Source organism: Actinokineospora alba (assembly GCF_004362515.1).
GTDB classification, from domain to species: domain Bacteria; phylum Actinomycetota; class Actinomycetes; order Mycobacteriales; family Pseudonocardiaceae; genus Actinokineospora; species Actinokineospora alba.
This window is the reverse complement of the sequence record NZ_SNXU01000001.1, coordinates 1377982-1397473: the sequence shown is the minus strand read 5'-3', so window position 1 is coordinate 1397473 and position 19492 is coordinate 1377982. Positions and strand designations below refer to the sequence as shown.

General features: G+C 68.8%; 12 protein-coding genes. 5 read left to right on the top strand and 7 right to left on the bottom strand.

The window, feature by feature from the left end:
- Positions 1–67: 67 nt before the first annotated feature.
- Both C8E96_RS06585 and C8E96_RS06580 read right to left on the bottom strand, forming a co-directional pair.
- Positions 68–1435, bottom strand: a complete 1368-nt coding sequence (locus C8E96_RS06585; RefSeq protein ID WP_091376105.1) for a S8 family peptidase — start codon at positions 1433–1435, stop codon at positions 68–70.
- A 136-nt stretch (positions 1436–1571) separates the two neighbouring features.
- The gene (locus tag C8E96_RS06580; protein ID WP_091376100.1) at positions 1572–4994 is read right to left on the bottom strand and encodes an indolepyruvate ferredoxin oxidoreductase family protein; all 3423 of its coding nucleotides are present in this window, start codon (positions 4992–4994) and stop codon (positions 1572–1574) included.
- A gap of 136 nt (positions 4995–5130) precedes the next feature.
- Between C8E96_RS06580 and C8E96_RS06575 the strand changes: the two genes are divergently transcribed.
- Entirely contained in the window at positions 5131–5607 is a 477-nt protein-coding gene (locus tag C8E96_RS06575) for an Lrp/AsnC family transcriptional regulator (RefSeq protein ID WP_166657898.1), read from the top strand.
- Between the two features lie 10 nt (positions 5608–5617).
- On the opposite strand, the gene C8E96_RS06570 is transcribed toward C8E96_RS06575, so the two are convergent.
- The 3 genes from C8E96_RS06570 to C8E96_RS06560 all read right to left on the bottom strand — a co-directional run bounded on the left by C8E96_RS06570 (position 5618) and on the right by C8E96_RS06560 (position 7974).
- Positions 5618–5839, bottom strand: coding sequence for a hypothetical protein (locus tag C8E96_RS06570; protein WP_091376094.1), 222 nt, complete (start codon positions 5837–5839; stop codon positions 5618–5620).
- Positions 5836–6072, bottom strand: coding sequence for a hypothetical protein (locus C8E96_RS06565; RefSeq protein WP_133794215.1), 237 nt, complete (start codon positions 6070–6072; stop codon positions 5836–5838). The genes C8E96_RS06570 and C8E96_RS06565 overlap by 4 nt, the downstream gene beginning before the upstream one ends.
- Positions 6073–6165: 93 nt before the next feature.
- The gene (locus C8E96_RS06560) at positions 6166–7974 is read right to left on the bottom strand and encodes a hypothetical protein (RefSeq protein ID WP_091376088.1); all 1809 of its coding nucleotides are present in this window, start codon (positions 7972–7974) and stop codon (positions 6166–6168) included.
- A 197-nt stretch (positions 7975–8171) separates the two neighbouring features.
- Here C8E96_RS06560 and C8E96_RS06555 point away from each other — a divergent pair, with 197 nt between their 5' ends.
- From C8E96_RS06555 to C8E96_RS06545, 3 genes are read left to right on the top strand one after another with little or no spacing between them, the layout of a single operon-like run.
- Positions 8172–8774, top strand: a complete 603-nt coding sequence (locus C8E96_RS06555; protein ID WP_091376085.1) for a hypothetical protein — start codon at positions 8172–8174, stop codon at positions 8772–8774.
- A 27-nt stretch (positions 8775–8801) separates the two neighbouring features.
- Entirely contained in the window at positions 8802–10811 is a 2010-nt protein-coding gene (locus C8E96_RS06550) for a flotillin family protein (protein WP_091376082.1), read from the top strand.
- A 10-nt stretch (positions 10812–10821) separates the two neighbouring features.
- Complete coding sequence (locus C8E96_RS06545) at positions 10822–15681, top strand: DNA repair ATPase (RefSeq protein ID WP_091376079.1); 4860 nt, start codon at positions 10822–10824, stop codon at positions 15679–15681.
- 261 nt (positions 15682–15942) lie between these two features.
- Here C8E96_RS06545 and C8E96_RS06540 read toward each other — a convergent pair whose 3' ends face one another.
- Together C8E96_RS06540 and C8E96_RS06535 are read right to left on the bottom strand one after the other, a co-directional pair.
- Positions 15943–17532 carry an N-acetylmuramoyl-L-alanine amidase gene (locus C8E96_RS06540; protein ID WP_166657897.1) on the bottom strand — a complete coding sequence of 530 codons (1590 nt, stop codon included), beginning with the start codon at positions 17530–17532 and terminating at the stop codon, positions 15943–15945.
- Between the two features lie 121 nt (positions 17533–17653).
- Complete coding sequence (locus C8E96_RS06535) at positions 17654–18835, bottom strand: FAD-dependent oxidoreductase (RefSeq protein WP_091376071.1); 1182 nt, start codon at positions 18833–18835, stop codon at positions 17654–17656.
- A 53-nt stretch (positions 18836–18888) separates the two neighbouring features.
- On the opposite strand from C8E96_RS06535, the gene C8E96_RS06530 reads away from it, so the two are divergent.
- On the top strand, positions 18889–19485 hold the full coding sequence (locus tag C8E96_RS06530) for a PadR family transcriptional regulator (RefSeq protein ID WP_091376068.1): 597 nt from the start codon (positions 18889–18891) through the stop codon (positions 19483–19485).
- Positions 19486–19492: the final 7 nt, after the last annotated feature.

The window sequence follows — 19492 nt, the reverse complement described above, 5'->3', positions numbered from 1 at the left end:
ACAAAGAAAAGGGCGGCTGCCACCGGGCGTGGTGGCAGCCGCCCTTTCGGGGGCTAACTCAGGTGTTTCAGATGTTCGCGATGGTCTTCGTCGCGTCGATCAGGCCGGAGCCGCAGCCCTCGGCGCACACGCCGGCGAGGGGGCGGACGTTGGCCTTCAGCGCTGCCTCGACCTGGGCGGGCGTCAGCGGCTTCTCGCCGAGCATCAGGGCGACCAGGCCTGCGACGTGCGGGGCGGCCATGCTGGTGCCCATGAACGTCTTGTAGTCCTCGGTCGTCTGCGTGGTGGTGCCCGCGTTGATCGTCGAGAGGATGCCGTCCTGGGGCTTGGTGCGGGTGCCGGGAGCGTCAGTCTCGTTGCGGACCTCGCCGCCGGGGGCGGTGACGTCGATCAGGGCGCCGTAGTTCGAGTAGAACGCGCGGTTGCCCTCGCGGTCGCTGGCGGCCACCGACACCACGTTGTTGCAGTTGGCCGGGGTGAAGCCCGAGACGTTGGAGTTCGAGTTGCCCGCCGCGATGACGACGGTCGTGCCGCGGGACACCGCACCGTCGATGGCGCGCTGGTAGGCGCGGGCACAGGTGCCGCTGCCGCCGAGGCTGAGGTTCAGGACCTTGGCCGGGTTGGCGTTGGCGGGCACGCCGCGGACCTTGCCGCCGGACGCCCAGGTGATGGCGTCGGCGATGTCGGAGGTGCGGCCACCGCACTTGCCGAGGACGCGGACGGGGACGATCTTGGACTTCGCCGCGATGCCCGCGATGCCGTTGTTGTTGCCCGAGACCGCCGCGATGGTGCCCGCGACGTGGCTGCCGTGCCAGCTCGAGTCGCTCGGCTTGGCGGCGCCGCCGCACTCGCCCGCCGCGTACCAGTCACCCTCGTCGTTCGGGTTCGCGTCGCGGCCGTTGCCGTCGCGGGCGCTGGTGGCGTCGCTGATGAAGTCGTAGCCGGGCAGCACGTTGCCGTCGAGGTCCGAGTGCTTCACGATGCCGGTGTCGATGACCGCGACGGTCACGCCCGCGCCGTCAGCGGTGGTCCACGCGCCGGGGGCGTTCATGCCCGCGGTGGCCTCGAAGAGGTCCCACTGCTCGCTGTAGCGGGTGTCCGCCGAGGTGGCGGTCATGATCAGGTCGGGCTCGACGCTCACGACACCGGCCTGCTTGCGCAGGTCGTTCATCAGCGCGGCCGTGCCGTTGCGGCCGAGGCCGCGGGAGGGCTTGACGACGACGCTGCCCGAGGTGAGCTCGCGCACCTGGGTGACACCCTTGTGGGCGAGGCCACGGGACGTCGCCGAGTCGGCGAAGGTGACGATGAACTGGTCGTAGCCAGCCTCGATCGCCGCGTCCTGACCAGCCTGGGCCGTTCCTGCCAGCGTCGGAACCGCGAACCCGGCGATGGCCAGGCCCAGGGTGGCGAGCGCGGCGGTGTACCGCTTCTTCATCAAGAGGTCCTCTCGTGAATGCGCAACCGGTGACGGCATGCACCTTCGGGTGAACATTGCCTTCACCATTCGAGAGGGAACGTAGGTCGGGTTATGACGCTCCGAAAGCGTTAACAGTTGCCAGTTAACCGCCGGTCTAGACCCTTTCCAGAGGACGATTCGCCTGGTCGAATCGATCCAGTAGACCAAGAATCCGCTCTTGATAACGATTGATGGACGCGAGCTTGATGTCCTCGTAGCCGCGCACCGAATCCGGCAGCGCCGCCAATTCGCAGGCCACGGCGTGGCTCTCGGTGGTCATTTCGCCCGCGATCCGCTCGATCATCGCGACGTATTCGCTGATCAACGCACGTTCCACCTTGCGCAGGTGGGCGTGGCCGAACGGGTCGAAAGCGGTGCCGCGAAGTCCGCGAAGAGCCCGCAGCACCTTGAACGCCGGACCGGCCGTCCGCTTGAGCGTGAGCTTCCGCTTCATCCCCATGGCCCGCAGCATCGGCGGGTGCAGCTGGTAGCCGATGGTGGCGCCCGCGCCGAACTTCTCCTCGACCGACGCGCGCAGCTCCGGGTCGAGGTGCAGCCGGGCGACCTCGTACTCGTCCTTGTACGCCATCAGCTTGAACAGGTTCCGCGCGACCGCCTCGGTGAGCGGCGTGCCGGGCAGCCCCAGCGCACGCTCCGCCGCTTCCACAGTGGACACGACGTCGGTGTACCGGCGCGCGTAGTCGGCGTTCTGGTACGCGGTCAGCTCCGGCACCCGGATCGCCAGCAGGCGCTCCAGTTCGGTGCCTTCCACCGGGGCCGCGGCGGGCTTCGTCGAGCTGATCCAGGTCGGGTCCTGCACGACCTTGCGGCCGGCGCGGAACGCCTGGATGGTCGTGGCCACGCCGACGCCGTTGAGCTCGATGGCCCGCTCGATGGCCGACGCGGTCAGCGGCAGCAGCCCGGCCTGGTAGGCCGCGCCGACGACGAGGAAGTTGGCCGCCGCCGTGCTGCCGAAGAGCCGTTCCGCCAGGTCGAGCGCGTCGAAGGCGTGCACCGACTTGGTCCGACCGGAGATCTTGCCGAGCAGGTCCTCACGCCCCGGGTAGGACGCCGCCGGGTCGACGACCATCTTCCCGGTCGGAACCTCCGAAGTGGACACGACCGCGATCGTGCGGTCGGAGCACCGCGAGAGGTTGACGTCGGTGGTCGCGGCCAGCGCGTCGAAGGCGAGGTAGCCGGTGGCGGTCCCCGCGGGCACCAGCCCGGGTAGCGACGTCGGCTCCGGCGTGATGCGCAGGTGGGAGACCACCGCGCCCGCCTTCTGGCTCAGCCCGGTCTGGTCCAGCGCCCGCGCGTCCAGCCCGCTGATCAGCGCGGCGGTGGCGAGCACCTGGTTGGTCGTGACGACACCGGTGCCGCCGATGCCGACCATCACCAGGTTCGCCGAGGTCGGCCGCGAATCCGGCTCGGGCAGGTCGGCGGGCAGCTCGTCGCGGACCAGGCGCTTCTTGCCGGTGCCGGGGATGACCGTCAGGAACGACGGGCAGTCGCCGAGCAGGCAGGAGTAGTCCTTGTTGCACGAGGTCTGGTCGATCTGGGTCTTGCGGCCGAACTCGGTGTCGGTCGGCTCGACGCTCAGGCAGTTGGACTTCTGTCCACAGTCGCCGCAGCCCTCGCACACCGACTCGTTGATCATGACCCGCTTGGCCGGGTCCGGCGCCAGCCCGCGCTTGCGCTTGCGGCGCTTCTCCGCGGCGCACTCCTGGTCGTAGAGGATCACCGTGACGCCCTCAGTCTCGCGCAGCTCGCGCTGGACCTTGTCCAGGTCGTCGCGGTGACGCACGCGGACGCCCGGCGCCCACTTGGTCGAGCGCGGGTACTTGCGCGGCTCGTCGGAGACCACGACGGTCTTGACGACGCCCTCGGCGTGCAGCATCCGGGTCACCGCGGCCGGGTCGACCGACCCGTCGGCGTGCTGGCCGCCGGTCATCGCGACCGCGGCGTTGTAGAGCAGCTTGAAGGTGATGTTGGTGTTCGCCGCGACGGCCTGGCGCACGGCGAGGCTGCCGGAGTGGAAGAACGTGCCGTCGCCGAGGTTCTGGAACAGGTGCGTGGTGCCGGTGAACGGCGCCGCGCCCACCCAGCTCACGCCCTCGCCGCCCATCTGCGTGAAGCCGACGCTGCGGTCCATGAACGTGGTCATCGCGTGGCAGCCGATGCCCGCGCCCGCGAGCGAGCCGTCGGGGGTCTCGGTGGAGCGGTTGTGCGGGCAGCCGGAGCAGAAGAACGGGGTGCGGTTGATCGGCGTGAGCGTCAGCGCGGGCAGCCGCGGCTTGAACGCCGGGTGCCGAAGGTCGACGTGCTCGCGGCCGACCCGCTCGGCCAGGAAGCGGCCGAGCGCGACCAGGATCCGGTCGGCCTCCAGCGCACCGTGCACGGGGATGAGCGTCTTGCCCTCAGGTCCCTGCTTGCCGTAGACGCGCGGCCGGACGGCCTTGTCGAACAGCGCTTCCTTGATCAGCGTCTCGATGAACGGGCGCTTGTCCTCGATGACGACCAACTCGTCGAGGCCGTCGGCGAAGCGGAACAGCAGGTCCCGGTCGAGCGGGTGGACCATGCCCAGGCGCAGGACCCGGATCCCGCGCGCGCGAAGCGCGTCCTCGGTAAGGCCGAGTCGCTGCAGCGCGTCGCGCAGGGAGGCGTAGTTGTGGCCGGAGGCGACCAGGCCGATCCGGGCGTCGGACACCGCGCCCTCGATGCGGTCCAGGCCGTTGGCCGCGCCGAACGCGACGGCGGCGGCGAGCCTGCCGTCGAGCACCTCGCGCTCCATCGCCAGCGCCTCGGGGATGCCGACACCGGGCTTGTGGGTGGGCCGCCACGGCCGCCCGTCCCACTCGAACTCGGGGACCACGATCTCCGGCGTCGCGCCCAGGTCGACGATCTCGTAGGCGTCGCCGATGTTGGTGACCACGGTGAACCCGGTCCACGCGCCGCTGAACCGCGACATCTCGAAGCCGAAGCGGCCCAGCCGCAGCACGTCGGCGACGTCGACCGGCGCCAGCACCGGCATCAGCGACTCGGCCAGCGCCATCGTGGAATTGGACGGCAGCGACGAGGACTTGCTGGCCGGGTCGTCACCGGCGACGACGAGCACGCCGCCGCGCGGGGTGGTGCCCATCCACGTGCCGTGCTTGAACGCGTCGACGGAGCGGTCCACACCGGGCGCCTTGCCGTACCAGAGGCCGAAGACGCCCTCGAAGCGCGGATCGGGCAGCTGCGGGGCGAGCTGGGAGCCGTAGACGACGGTCGCGCCCAGCTCCTCGTTGACGCCGGGGATGAACTTGATGTCGTGCTCGGCGAGCAGGTCGGCGTTGCGGTCGAGCACCTGGTCGAGCCCCGCGAGCGGTGACCCCCGGTACCCGGAGACCAGGCCCGCGGTCTTCCAGCCCCTGGCCTGGTCGGCGCGGTGCTGGTCGACAAGCAGCTTGCCGAGGGCCTGGACCCCGGTCATGGCGCCCAGACCTGAGGTCCGGCGCACGACGTCAGCGGGGCGGTACCCCTCGAACAGCTCCGTCATGGTCGTCGACACCTCTCATTCGCCTGCGCGTCGCGGGCAAGGAGACGGCCCACGGTGAGCGTAGTGCAAGACTGTGAGGTGGAATTTGAGCGAAATGCTCAAATCTGGTTCGTGTCCAGTGAGGAGGTTGCGCAGCATGGGCATGCTGAACCGGCTTGACCTGCGGGTCATCCGCGAGCTGGTCGCGAGTCCGCGCATCGGCATCACCGAGCTGGCCGAGCGGTTGGGCATCGCGCGCAACACCGCGCACGCGCGTGTCGCCCGGCTCGAACGCCAGGGCGTTGTCGGCATGCGCGGTCGCTCGGTGGACTACACGGAACTGGGCGTCGAGGTCACCGCGTTTCTGACGGTGCAGGTCGCACAGGGCAGGCTCGGGTCGGCGATCGAGGACCTCGCCGTCGTGCCGTTCGTGTTGGAGGCGCATGGCATCGCGGGCGACGGCGACCTGCTGGTCCGCGTCGCCGCCCGCAACACCAGGCACCTGCACGAGGTGATCAACGCGGTGCTGGCGTGCCGCGGCGTCATCCGCAGCACGACAGCCGTCGCGATGACCGAACAGATCCCGTATCGGGTCGCGCCCCTGCTCGACGCCTTGGAGCGCGCGATCCCGTGACCCGGGGGCGTCAGTAACCGTCCTCCCAGATCTGCTGCAACTCGCGGTCCATGGCGTCGTTGAGCGCCTGCAACCCGCCCTGCATCGCCTGCAGGCGCGTGAGGGCCACCTCACGCATACGCATCGCCGAGACCTGCATGGCCAGCGTGGCCACGGAATCGGCGTCGAGCTGGTTGACGATCTGCTGCTGCAACTCCGTGGGGAGCGTGTCGAGGTACGAGGTGGGGTTCATCGCGAGCCTCCCGCCTGGTCGATGTACTGCGGCAGGGACTCGAGCAGATAGGCGATGCGGGTCTTGACGACCTCGACCTCCTGTTTCAGCGCCTCGTACTGCTCGCCGAAGAAGGTGAGGATCTCTTCGTAGTTCTCCCCCGGCCCGGGTAGCTCCGAGTTGTCGGAGATCTCCAAGTGGGCTCTGAGCTGTTCCTGGACTTCGGGGTCGAGCTGTTCGATCGGTGCGGACATCGAGTGCTCCCTGTGGGCCGACATGGGTGCCGTCTCACAGCGTCGACCGCCGGTCACCGAGAGTCGATGACCTTTCGGGCGGACGAAGGGGAGCTACGCGACAGCCTTGGTCCGTTCCCGCACGGGCTGCGCCGCCGAGGCGTAGAGCCAGGCGAACAGGGCCCAGGCGAGGGCGAAGATGCCGCCGACGAACAGGTAGGCGATCGACCACAGCACGGGCGGGGTGTCGGACTTGCGCTCCCGCTGCAGGAAGTCGATCTCCTTGACGAACGGGTGCGGCCCGTCGACGGCGGCGATCGCCGGGGCGTTCGCCGCCGGGTCGGCCGGGGCGTAGACCGGCGCCAGGGTCAGCACGCGGTCGCTGGTGTGCAGCCGGATGCCGGACTTCCAGTTGCCGAACACCGGCAGCGGCTCGCTGGTCCGGTAGACGCCGTCGCCCAGCGGGACCAGGGGCGCGCTGTTGAAGCCGCCGCCCTGCCAGGAGAACCCGTTGAGCCACACCGCGTCCTTGGTGATCTCCGCGGGCGTGATCTTGATGGTGGCGTTGACCCAGCGCTCCGGGGCGCCGTCCGGCCGCTCGACGTGCAGGCCGGTGGGGGACTCGGTGAGTTGGACTTCCGCCGTCCAGCCCGGGTCCGGGTCCTGCGGCGGCACGACGAAACCGAGCACCGCCGTCGCGCCGAGCGCGCCGACGAGACCCAGGGCGTGCCTGCGGCGGAAGCCCTGCGGCCGGACAACCGTGTGCGGTTGGGCGATCTCGGTGATCCGCTGGTGCTGCCACGCGCCGATGAGGCCACCGGAGACACCGGCGATCACGCCGACGATCATCGTGTCGAGCAGCATCGACGTCGGCCACGGGTCGGGCATGATCCACTGGCTCAGGCCGGTCTCGGCGAGCATGCCCAGGGTGCCGACCGCGAGGCCGGACACCGCGCCGAACGCGTAGCCGGGGCGCAGGAACAGCGCGACGATCTCGATGACGATCGCCTCGGCGATGCACGGCAGCAGTACCGCGACGTGGAAGTCCTGGGCAAACGGGATGGCCACGAACACCAGCCGCGAGACGATCAGCACCCCGACCGTGATCAGCGCGCCGCCGGGGCCGAAGCTCGCCCGGGCGACGACCATCGGCCACGTGGTGGTCAGCGCGACCAGCCCGACATGGGCGAGCATCGGGAACTGCGGCACGCCGAGGTCGAACTCCATCAGCATCGCCGAGGTGCCCATCAGCCACGCGCCCGCCGTGATCACGCCGAGCCAGCGGGTGACCTTGGTGTCCCCGGTGACCCGCCGAGCCTCGGCGAGCAGGAGCTGGATGCCGATCACCACGATGATGCCGCCGCAGATCATCAGCACGTGCGTGGGACCCCACTCGGTGACGTCCTGGCCGAAGAGCCGGTGCCACAGGTCGTCGAGGGGGAAGCCCATCAGGCCGACGGAGCCGGTGGCCATCATCAGCACGCTGCCGCGCGGGATGCGCAGGTTCGGCCCGATCTTCAGGCCGCCGGGCGGCATGTCGCGCACGGACAGTGCGGCGCTGATGATGCCGGAGGCGAAGATGCCGACGAGTCCGAAGTAGATCGGGTAGTGCGAGGGGTTTGCCAGCGGGCCTTCGTCGCGGCCGAGTTCCATGTGGATCGGCACGTCCCAGTACACGCCGATCAGCGCCGACATGCCGGAGGCGAACGCCACGGCCATCGGCAGCGGCGCCCAGCGGGGCAGTCCGGTGATCCGGGCGGCGAAATCGGCCAGTCCGCCCAGCGCGGTCTTGCGGCCGCGCACCTCGCGCACGGCGAAGATCGTCAGCGGGATGAACACCGCCGCGAACATGCCCAGCGCGATAAGGATCTGCAGGACAGGCGCGCCCCCGGCGGGCGGTGTGTCGGCGTGTGCCAGCGTCATGGTCCTTGCCTCTCTCGCGGCTGTTCGAAGCCATGATAGCAAGTAACAGTTACTTCCGGTAACACTAATCTGCGGTCCGCTGTGGACGGGTGGAACTTCGGTGGTCTCCACCGCGTCACATTGTCTCGCGGAAACGCGAACTACACAGGGGAAGACCGCTAGGGTCGGCCTCGACAACTCGGTGATGGGGGCGGTAAATGGGTGAGTTCGTCGCGACGACTCTCCGTTTCCCCGTCGTGTTGTTCACTTTCCTCTTGCTCGTCGTGATCCTTTATTGGCTCTTCGTCGCGCTGGGTGCGTCCGAAGTGGACGCGGCGGACAGTTTGGATGGCGGCGTCGCCGACGGGTTCGGCCTCGGGGGTGTGCCCGCCAGCATCGCGTTCACCCTGGTGATCGTGGTGGCCTGGTTCGTCGCCTTCGTGGGCACGGTCCTGCTTGGCGATGTCGGATTCGCCGCTCCGCTCAAGATCGCGCTCCTGATCGGCGTGCTGCTCGCCGCGCTGCTCATCGCGCTGCTCGTGACCCGGATCGTCGTCGTCCCGCTGCGCCGGATGTTCGGCGACGAGGTCGTCGCCTCCCGGATCGACTTCGTCGGCAGGCCGTGCGTGGTGCGCACCGGCGTCGTCGACGAGACCTTCGGCCAGGCCGAGGTCACCGCCGACGACGGCTCCTCGGCGATCATCCAGGTCCGCCGCGCGGGCGGGCCCGTGCTGGGCACCGGCGACACCGCGTTCATCTACGACTACGACCCGACCGGCGAGTTCTTCTGGATCTCCGCCGTCGACGTTCCACTTTCCTGATCTGACCTTTACTGAGGGGCACCAAGAATGGACCTGATCTCCACCGGTCTGGGCATCCTGCTCGGCGTGATCCTGCTCGTCATCATCATCATGCTGTTCCTGGTCAGCAGGCTGTTCCGGAAGGTGGAGCAGGGCAAGGCGCTGATCGTGTCCAAGGTCAAGAAGGTGGACGTCACGTTCACCGGCGCGGTCGTGCTCCCGGTGCTGCACAAGGCCGAGCTCATGGACATCTCGGTGAAGACCATCGAGATCAACCGTGCGGGCAAGGACGGCCTGATCTGCCACGACAACATCCGCGCCGACATCCGGATCACGTTCTTCGTGCGGGTCAACAAGACCGTCGAGGACGTCATCAAGGTCGCCCAGGCGATCGGCACCCAGCGGGCCAGCGACGAGCACACCCTGCAGGCGCTGTTCAACGCCAAGTTCTCCGAGGCGCTCAAGACCGTCGGCAAGCAGCTCGACTTCGTCGACCTCTACACCCAGCGCGACCACTTCCGCGACCAGATCATCCGGGTCATCGGCACCGACCTCAACGGCTACAGCCTTGAGGACGCGGCGATCGACTACCTGGAGCAGACCCCGATGACCCAGCTCGACGCGGCCAACATCCTTGACGCGCAAGGCATCCGCAAGATCACCGAGCTGACCGCGATCGAGCACATCCGCACCAACGAGTTCCAGCGCAACGAGGAGAAGGAGATCACCCGCCAGAACGTCGACGCGCGGGAGGCCATCCTGGAACTCGAGCGCAGGCAGGCGGACGCGGAGATCAAGCAGCGTCGCGAGGTCGACACCATGCGCGCCCGTGAAGAGGCCGAGACCGCCAAGGTCCAGGCCGAGGAGCGGCTCAAGGCCAACACCGCGCACCTGCGCACCGAGGAAGCGCTCGGCATCCAGACCGAGAACAAGGCCCGCGAGATCGCGGTGGCGGAGAAGAACCGCGAGCGGGTCATCGCCATCGAGACCGAGCGCATCGAGAAGGACCGGATGCTGGAGGTCATCGCCCGCGAGCGCGAGACCGAGCTTTCCACCATCTCCAAGAACAAAGAGGTCGAGGCCGAGAAGCGCGCGGTCGCCGAGGTCGTGCGCGAGCGCATCGCCGTCGACAAGACCGTCGCCGAGCAGGAAGAGAACATCAAGCGCCTGCGGATGGTCGAGGAGGCCGAGCGCAAGCGCCAGGCGCTGATCATCGGCGCCGAGGCCGAGGCGCAGGAGAGCCTGGTCAAGGACATCAAGGCGGCTGAGGCGTCCGAGGCGTCGGCCAAGCACAAGGCCCGCGAGGAACTGGTGCTCGCCGAGGCCCGCCAGCAGGCTGCGGAGCTCGACACCCGGGCGATGATCCGGCTCGCCGAGGGCGCTCAGGCCGAGGCGGCCGCGAAGGGGCTGGCCGAGGTCCAGGTCCGTGAGCGCGACGCGGCGGCGATCGAGAAGGTCGGCCGCGCGGAGGCGGCGGTCTACCGCGAGAAGGCGATGGCCGAGGCCGAGGGCATCAAGGAGAAGCTCAAGGGCGAGGCCGAAGGTCTGTCCGACAAGGCGGGCGCGCTGGCCGCGATGGACGACGCGACCCGCGGGCACGAGGAGTACCGCCTGCGGCTCGAAGCCGACAAGGAGGTCCGCCTCAAGGGCATCGACGCGCAGCGCGAGGTCGCCGAGGCGCAGGCCATGGTGCTGGCCGCGGGCCTGGAGAAGGCCGACATCGACATCGTCGGCGGCGAGACCATGTTCTTCGACAAGATCGTCGGTGCGATCTCGATGGGCAAGGCCGTCGACGGGTTCGTCGACCACTCGTCGGTCGCGCAGCAGCTCGGCGGCGGGTGGCTCAACGGTTCGGCGAGCTTCACCGACGACCTCAAGGGCATCCTCGGGTCGTTCGGCACCAACGACGTCAAGAACCTGACCGTGTCGGCCCTGCTGCTCAAGCTGATCAACACCGGTGGCGGCGACTCGACGAAGCTGCAGGAGCTGCTCGGCCACGCGCAGCGTCTCGGCATCGCCGACCAGCCGGTCGCCGCCCTGGCCGCCGCGCAGAGCTGACCCGACAGCGGTGACGACGACTGAGGTGGCCACGCAGGCCCCCGCGCTTGACGCGGGCACGTACGAGGTGCTGCGGGCCCGGCTCGGCGAGCAAGCCGCCGAGCTGGCCCGCCGGGCCGAGGCGCTCAACGTCGAACGCCTGCGGGTGTTCGGCGGGACCGAGCTGCGGCTGGTCGGCAACGACCGGATCCGCACGGAGAACAACTGTGTGCCCAGGGACATCGTGTCCGTGGGTGGGCAGATGTTGTTCGGTTACAACGTGTTCATCGGCCTCAAGCCGGAGACCACGATCGACGACGTCTTCTCCCTGCACAGCTTCGTGCGCGACGGCGAGGCGTTCCGGTTCGACGCGGCGGGCGCGGAGGAGCTGCCGGAGCTGTTGCGTGACGAGCAGTTCGTCCGCGACTTCGGCGAGCTGTACCGGTACTACCGCGAGACCCGGCTGCTGCAACTGCGCCGGGTCGAGGGCAAGCTGCTCGCGGTGTTCCAGACCGGTCCGCGCACCGAGGACATCAAGGTCCTGCGGTGGAAGATCACTCCCAGCGGACTGGTGTCCTATGAGGACAACCGTGGTGAACGGGACCACGTCTTCCCGCCGTCGCACGACTTCGAGTGGGTCGAGACGACCCGCGACAACCACGTGCTCGGCCGGTTCCCGCACATCTCCATCCTGGACAAGGTGTTCGTCGAGACGATCCACGGCGACCTCACGCTCAAGATCGAGAACAACACCGAGACCGGCGAAGGCATCTACGCCGAGTCGGTCGCGGAGCCGTTGCAGAGCCTCGCCGACGCCGACGTGCACTACGCCGAGGTGGGGCCGCTGATCCTCCTCCGCGTCCGGCCGTACAACGAGACCGCCTGGCGGCACCTGGTCTTCAACACCCACACCAAGTCCGTGGTGCGGCTCGACGGCATCGGCCAGGCGTGCAGGCGGCTGCCGGAGGACCAGGGCCTGATCTTCCCCGGCGGCTACTACCTCGCGACCGGCGTCCACAAGACGTTCGACACCGACGTCACCGACCTGGAGTACGAGCGGGTCATCCGCTCGCCCAACGGCGAGGACGTGCTGTTCGTCTTCCACGCCCGCGGCGACGGCCGCTCGCTTCTGCTGCCGTACAACCTGATCCGCAAGGAAGTGGCGAACCCGCTGGTCTGCCACGGGTATTCGCTCTTCGACGACGGCACCCTGGTGGTGTTCCGGGCCGTCTCCGAGGAGCCGACCCGCGTGCATCCCATGCAGGTCTGGCAGACGCCGTACCTGTCGGACACCTACGCGGCCGCGCAGCCGGTCGGGACCGGGCCGCTGGAGCGGGTCGGCAACCCGGAGCTGGTGCGCGGGATCTCCGACTGCCTGTCGGTGGCGCACATGGTCGACGACATGGCTCCGTCCGCCGCCGTCTTCGAGTCGCTGATCGCGTCCTGCTCCCGGGCGTTCGACATCTACCACTGGCTCGACCTCGGCGACCTGCGCGAGCCGCTGACCGAGGTGCGGGCCACCGCCGAGCAGGTGCTCGACGAGTTCGAAACGGTCACCGCGCTGACCAAGCAGGCCGCCGACGTGCTGGCCGAGACCTCGGCCCAGATCACCACGCTGGTGCGGACCGTGCGCGGCGAGGCGCCGAAGTCGGCCGCCGCCTGGGTTTCCCAGCTCGCCGAGCTGCGCCGCGCCCAGGGCAGGCTCATCACCCTGCGCGAACAGCGATATGTCGACTTGTCTACTGTGGACTCGCTGGACGCGATGGTGGCCGAGGAGCAGACCTCGGCGGGCCAGCGCGCCGTCGGCTTCCTGCAGGGCGCCGACGCGTTCACCGGCTACCACGAGCAGGTCGCCAAGCTGGTCGCCGACGCCGAGTCGATCGCCACGGTCGCCGAGGCGGCGCCGATCAGCGAGCGGCTCAGCGAGCAGTCCGAGGGGCTGGAGGTCGTCACCGAGGTCGTCGGCTCGCTCGACATCGCCGACGCCACCGCGCGCACGTCCATCCTGGAACGGATCGGCGAAGTCCTCGCGGGGGTCAACCGGGCCCGCGCCACCCTCACCGCGCGCCGCAAGGAACTCCTGGCTACTGAGGGCCGCGCGGAGTTCGCCGCCGAGTTCGCCCTGCTCGGGCAGGCCATTACGGGAGCGCTGGCGGTCGCGGACACCCCGGAGCGCTGCGACGAGCAACTCGGCCGACTGATGCTCCAGGTGGAGAACCTGGAGTCGCGCTTCGGCGAGTTCGACGACTTTCTCACCGAGCTCAGCAAGAAGCGGACAGACGTCTACGAGGCGTTCTCCTCGCGCAAGCAGGCCCTGCTCGACGACCGCGCCCGCCGGGCCGACCGGCTTGTCGAGTCGGCCGAGCGGGTGCTGGCCAGTGTCACCCGCCGGGTGGCGAGCCTGGCCTCGATCGACGAGGTCAACACCTACTTCGCCTCCGACCCGATGGTCGCCAAGCTCCGCTCGGTGACCGCGGACCTGCGCGAACTCGGTGACCAGGTCCGGGCCGAGGAACTGGCGGGCCGGGTGAAGGCCGCCCGGCAGGACGCGGGCCGCTCGCTGCGCGACCGCCTCGACCTGTTCAGCGACGGCGGCGACACGCTGCGCTTCGGCAAACACGCCTTCGCCGTCAACACCCAGCCGCTCGACCTGACGCTCGTCCCGCATGGCGACGAGATGGCGTTCGCGGTCACCGGGACCGACTACCGCTCGCCGGTCCGCGACCAGGACTTCCAGCACACCAGCGTCTTCTGGTCACAGCTGCTGGTGTCCGAGTCGCCTGCGGTCTACCGGGCCGAGCATCTCGCTGCGTCCATCTTGGACTCGGGCGACGCGGTCGCGCTGCGCGAGTCGGAGAGTTTGCTGGCCGAGGTGCGCAAGGTCGCCGAGAGCCGCTACGACGAGGGCTACGAACGTGGCGTGCACGACCACGACGCCACGCAGATCCTCGACGTGCTGCTGCGCCTGCACGCGGGTGCCGGTCTGCTGCGCTATTCGCCCGCCGTCCGCGCGGCCGCCCAGCTGTTCTGGGCTTATGGCACCGATGAGGCGACCCGGAACCAGTGGACGATTCGCGCGGGCTCGCTGGCCCGGGTCCGATCGGCCTTCGGGCCGCCACCCGCCATCGCCGCCCTGAGCGCGGAGCTTTCCGGTGCGGCGTCGGAGTTCCTGGCCGGAGCCGGTCTGCCGGTCGAGGATGTCGGCGAGTACCTGTTCGAGGAGTTGGCGAGCGCGCCGCTGGGATTCGTGACCAGTGCCGCCGCCCGCACGCTCGTCGACCGCTTCCGTGCCGCCTGTGGGCAGCAGTTCGACGAGGACATCCGTTCGCTGGGCGACGATCTCGGCACCCGGCACCAACTCGTCCTCGCCTGGCTCGGCGCGTTCCAGGCGACCACCGATCTGTCCGATGTGGACTTGCCGGAAGCGGTCGCGATCGAGCTGTGCGCGGACCTGCCGCGGCACGACTCGTCCGCCGCTCTCACCGAGCGGGTCGAGGGTCTGCTCGGGGCGCATCCGCGGATCGCCGACCGCGCGCTCGACCTGCGGCTCGATGAGTTCCTGGCCCGCACCAAGCGGTTCCGGGTGGAGCAGGTGCCCGCTTTCCGCGCCTACCAGCGCAAGCGCGAGTCCTTGGTCACGGCGGAGAAGTCTCGGCTGCGGCTCACGGAGTTCCAGCCGAAGGTCATGAGCGCGTTCGTCCGCAACCGGCTGCTCGACGAGGTCTACCTGCCGCTCATCGGCGACAACCTGGCCAAGCAGCTGGGTGCGGCGGGTGACGCCAAGCGCACCGATCAGATGGGCCTGCTGCTCCTGATCTCGCCGCCCGGCTACGGCAAGACGACGCTGATGGAGTACGTCGCGAACCGTCTCGGTTTGGTGTTCGTCAAGGTCAATGGCCCGGCGCTGGGTCACGAGGTGACGTCGATCGACCCGGCGGACGCCCCCAACGCGACCGCCCGGCAGGAGATCGAGAAGATCAACTTCGGGTTGGAGATGGGCAACAACGTCCTGCTCTACCTCGACGACATCCAGCACACCAACCCGGAGCTGCTGCAGAAGTTCATCTCCCTGTGCGACGCGCAGCGGCGGATGGAAGGCGTCTGGGATGGCCGCACCCGCACGTACGACATGCGTGGCAAGCGGTTCGCCGTGTGCATGGCGGGCAACCCGTACACCGAGTCCGGCAAGCGCTTCCGCGTCCCGGACATGCTCGCCAACCGGGCTGACGTGTGGAACCTGGGTGACGTGTTGTCCGGCCGGGAGGAACTGTTCGCGCTGAGCTACGTGGAGAACTCGCTCACGTCGAACCCGGTTCTGGCTCCACTGTCCACTCGGGAACGGGCGGACATCGGCCTGTTTGTTCGGATGGCTCGCGGGGACGACTCGGTTCGGTCCGACCAGCTTTCGCATCCCTACTCGGCGGTCGAGGTCGAACAGATCCTTTCGGTGCTGCGCAAGCTTTTGCGGGTGCAGGAAGTGGTGTTGGCGAACAACCAGGCTTATATCGAGTCTGCTGCTCAGGCTGATTCCTCGCGGACTGAGCCGCCGTTTGGGTTGCAGGGGTCGTATCGGAACATGAACAAGCTCGCGGAGCGCATTGTGCCGGTGATGAATGATGCTGAGCTGGAAGCGGTCATTGATGACCACTATCAGGGTGAAGCTCAGACTCTCACTTCTGGCGCTGAGGCCAATCTGCTCAAGCTCGCTGAGTTGCGGGGCAGGTTGTCGGCTTCGCAGGGTGAGCGGTGGGCTGTGGTCAAGGCGGCTTATCTGCGGGAGAAGGCGTTGGGTGGGGACGGTACTGATCCGATGAGTCGGGCGGTGGGGGCTGTGGGGCTGCTCGCTGATCGGGTTGGGGATATTGGATCGGCTATCCGTTCCCGGACGTAGGCGTCGTGGGGCGGGCTTTGGGGTGTGGTGCCGGTCGGGTGGTTCGACTTGATCTGGGGACCCCGGAGAAGGACCTGCGCGGGTAAAGCGGGCAGGGTGAAGAAACTGCCCCGCGCAGCGCAAGTTTAGGTCCTTCTCCCCCCAGATAAAGTCGAACCACCCGACCGGCGCTTTCGCTGGGTCCGTTGCGTATGTGGATTCTTCTTTCAATGAAACTGCCCGACCGGATGGCCGGTCGGGCAGTTTCGTGTCAAGCGAACCTCAGCGGCGGACCGCTGTGGTGCCGGTGTACTTGCGGTAGATCGTGATCTTGCCGGTGCTGTTGCTGATGAGGACGGTGCCGCCCTGGAAGTTGGCCCGTCGCCCGCCGTCGATGGTTTCCTCGTCGGTGGTGGGGTAGCCGAGGAACGACTTTTCCGCGCCCAGGGAGTTCCAGGTGTCGCGGATCGGGCCGAGCACCGCGTGTGCGCCGGTCGTCGGTGTGTAGTAGATCGACGCGTTGCCGGTGAAATGGTTGAAGCGGCCCTGGCCGTCGGTGGTGCCTGACTCGTCGTTCGTCGGGTAGCCGAGTTTGGCGAATCCGCCCAGTTCCCGGAACTTGGCGTTGATCGCGCCGCTCACCAGGTGGGCGCCCACGTCGGAGCGGTAGGCGATGGTCGACACGCCTTGCTTGAACTCGGTGGACCGCCCGCCGCCCGCCTCCGACTGCTCGACGCCGTAGACCGGGCCGATGGAGGTCGTGCCCAGTGCCTGCCACTTCTGGTGGATCGGGCTGGCCTGCCAGTCACCCATCAGCGCGGTGACCCGAGCTCGGATGGTGTCGAGCTTGTTGTACGCCGTGGTGCCGGGGCATTCGGTGAAGACGACATCCCGGTGGCCGAAGATCTTTGGCAGGGTCGCCTGCTTGCCGATCGGGTACTTGGCCTTGTCCGTGCCCGCGCCGCTGGTCAGCGTGATCGTGCCCGCAGGGTCGATGTAGCCGTTGCCCATTTTCCACGCCGCCATGGTCGCGACCGATTCCAGCGTGACATCCGTGGGCGGGGTGGTCGTGTGGTCGCCGATGATCGAGATGCCGAAGGTGTGCCGGTTGAAGCCGTACGCATGCCCTGCGACCACCGGGTAGCGCTGGCCGCCCGAGCGGCCTTCGAAGAAGATGCCGCACTTGTCGACGAGCACGTTGTAGCCGATGTCGCCGTAGCCCTGGGCGACGGTGTGGAACTGGTAGACCGAGCGGACCATCGCCGCGGAATCGGCGCAGGTGTAGTTGTTGGTCTGCGCGGTGTGGTGGATCGTGACGCCCTTGATGTCGTCGACGTACTCCGGCGTCCAGTTCATGATGGACTCATCCGCGCCCCACTGCGCGCGGGTGACCAGGGTCGGCCTGTCCGGGACGGCGTTGACGCTCGCGATGAGCGAGTCGTTCGGCGACTCGCCCGGGTCGACGGCCACCACTGTCAGCGCGTCGGTCGCGTCCGCGCCCGCGCGGGTGGCCCGCACCTGCACCCGATCGGCCCGCCCGGTCCAGATCGGCTCTGTGGTGACGACCGGCTTGCCGTCGCGTCCGCCCTCGGCGGGCTCGTTCTCCTGCCAATCGCTCCAGGTGCCGTCCGTGCGCCAGCGCACCTCCATCACCTCGGGAGCCGCGCCGCTCCACTTGAGCCCCACCATCGAGAACCCGCCGTCCGGCGCCACCTCACGCACACCTGGCGCCGTGGTCTTGCCGGACTTCGCGGCCAAGGTCGCGGCCTTCGCCTTGACCGGGGGACTCGCGGGCAGGTCGGCCGTCTGGATCGACGGCAGCTTCGGCGCCCGGGTGGGCTGCGCGGCGTTCGCGCCCGGAATGGTGACCAATAACGGAGCGACTATCGCGAGGACAGAAAGGGAAACAACGCGCTTCATCTACACCCCAAGTATTAGGAAGCGGCACGCCCCCAGACGTGCTCTTCCGGCAGACTACCTGGCCCGCGCGGATTCAGACTGTGACTCGGGTGTCCCACGGCGAGCGGTAGTCGTACATCCAGTTCAGGTCCGGCTTGGGCAACACCTTGAAGATCACCGGCAGCAGCATCCGGCCGATCCGGCCGAGCCCCTTCTGCGACCCGTTGCGCTTGCCCGTGGCCACGATCCGCTCGACCCGTTCGCGCCGGAAACCCTCGTAGGCGGTGAAAGCGCGGGTGTGGTCGGGGAGGTCACGCAGGCAGCGGGCCAACTCCACGGCGTCCTCCAAGGCCATCGACGCGCCCTGGCCGGACGACGGTGAGGTCGCGTGCGCGGCGTCGCCGATGATCAGCATTCGGTCGCGGTGCCAGCGCGGCGCCGAGGGGAAGTCGTAGGTCGCCCAGCACGGCGGGATCACCGGGGTGGCCCTGATCAGCTCCGACGCCACCGGGTCGTCGCCGTCGAACAGGTCCAACAGCCGGGCGCGCCACTGCTCGGAGGTGATCGCGTCCAGTTCGGCGCGGGAGAGTTCCTGGCGCTGCGCGGGGTTGGCGAACCACCAGACCGAGCCGTCGGGCGCGGGGGTGTAGCCGAAGAACGCGCGCCTGCCGAACATCATCTGGGTCAACCCGACGGGCACGTCCACGCGCACGCCCTCGGCGAAGCCGCCGGTGTTGAGGAACGGCACGTAGCGGGGTGCGGGCGAGGTCGGGTCGATGAGCTGTCGGACCCGCGACTGCAGGCCGTCGGCGCCGATGAGCAGGTCGCCCTCGGCGGTCGTGCCGTCGGCGAACCGCGCGACGACGCCGGTGCCGCTCGACACCGCGTCGACCAGGCGTTTGCCGTAGACGAGGTCGATCCCGCGGCGGACGGCCTCGTCGCGCAGGGTCGCGTAGAGGTCGGCGCGCTTGATCGTAATCGGCGGCAGCGCGTCCGCGCGGGTGCCGGTGAACGACGTCTCCAGCAGCGTTCGACCACCGCTGAGGGTGAGCCGCAGGCCAGGGCTGTCGAACCCGGCGGAGCGCACCAGCTCGTCCAGGCCGAGCACGCGCAGCGCGTGCAATCCGTTGGGTGCCAGGCCGAGGAACGCGCCGACACCATCGGCGGCCTGGTCGTAGGCCTCGTAGACGGTCGAGTCGATTCCTGCTTCGCGGAGCGCCATCGCGGTCACGGGACCGGCGATGCCTCCGCCGATGATCAGAACAGGTGAGGTCATGCCATGACTATACATATTATGACTATGGCGAGACAAGCGATTAGGCTTGGTCCATGTCGAGCCGGTCGCACCGCCCATCGCCGCTGGCCCTCGTCCTGCTGGTCCTCCTGGCCGAGCAGCCCATGCACCCGTACCGGATGCGTGAGCTGATCAAGGAGCGGGCCAAGGACCGGGTCGCCAACGTCGCGCAGCGCAACAGCGTCTACCAGACCGTCGAGCGCCTCGACCGGGTCGGACTCATCCGCGTCCGCAACACCGCCCGCGACGAGGGTCGCCCTGAGCGCACGGTCTACGAGCTGACCGAAGAGGGCTCGCGCACGGTCGTCGAGTGGCTGCGCGAGTTGCTGAGCACACCCGCGACCGAGTTCCCCGCCTTCCCCGCCGCGCTGGCGTCGATGCTGATCATGGAGCCGACCGAGGTCGCCGAGTGCCTTCGGACCCGCGCGGACGCCCTGGAGCGGTCACTGGACGCGGCCCTGGCGGAGGTCACCGGGCTGCCGCGGATCTTCGGGCTGGAGGAGGAGTACGCGCAGGCCGTCGGCCGCGCCGAACTCGCGTGGCTGCGCTCGGTCCTGACGGACTTCGAGAGCGGCGAACTGACCTGGTCCCACGAGAAGTTGCTCTCCTATGCGGCGGGTCTGACTGACTAATCTGGCC

Bases quoted from the DNA above. Each gene is read 5' to 3' on its own strand.
- C8E96_RS06565 (WP_133794215.1), bottom strand. From the start codon at position 6,072: ATGTCCGCACCGATCGAACAGCTCGACCCCGAAGTCCAGGAACAGCTC.
- C8E96_RS06575 (WP_166657898.1), top strand. From the start codon at position 5,131: ATGGGCATGCTGAACCGGCTTGACCTGCGGGTCATCCGCGAGCTGGTC.
- C8E96_RS06580 (WP_091376100.1), bottom strand. From the start codon at position 4,994: ATGACGGAGCTGTTCGAGGGGTACCGCCCCGCTGACGTCGTGCGCCGG.
- C8E96_RS06530 (WP_091376068.1), top strand. From the start codon at position 18,889: ATGTCGAGCCGGTCGCACCGCCCATCGCCGCTGGCCCTCGTCCTGCTG.
- C8E96_RS06585 (WP_091376105.1), bottom strand. From the start codon at position 1,435: ATGAAGAAGCGGTACACCGCCGCGCTCGCCACCCTGGGCCTGGCCATC.
- C8E96_RS06555 (WP_091376085.1), top strand. From the start codon at position 8,172: ATGGGTGAGTTCGTCGCGACGACTCTCCGTTTCCCCGTCGTGTTGTTC.
- C8E96_RS06550 (WP_091376082.1), top strand. From the start codon at position 8,802: ATGGACCTGATCTCCACCGGTCTGGGCATCCTGCTCGGCGTGATCCTG.
- C8E96_RS06535 (WP_091376071.1), bottom strand. From the start codon at position 18,835: ATGACCTCACCTGTTCTGATCATCGGCGGAGGCATCGCCGGTCCCGTG.
- C8E96_RS06560 (WP_091376088.1), bottom strand. From the start codon at position 7,974: ATGACGCTGGCACACGCCGACACACCGCCCGCCGGGGGCGCGCCTGTC.
- C8E96_RS06570 (WP_091376094.1), bottom strand. From the start codon at position 5,839: ATGAACCCCACCTCGTACCTCGACACGCTCCCCACGGAGTTGCAGCAG.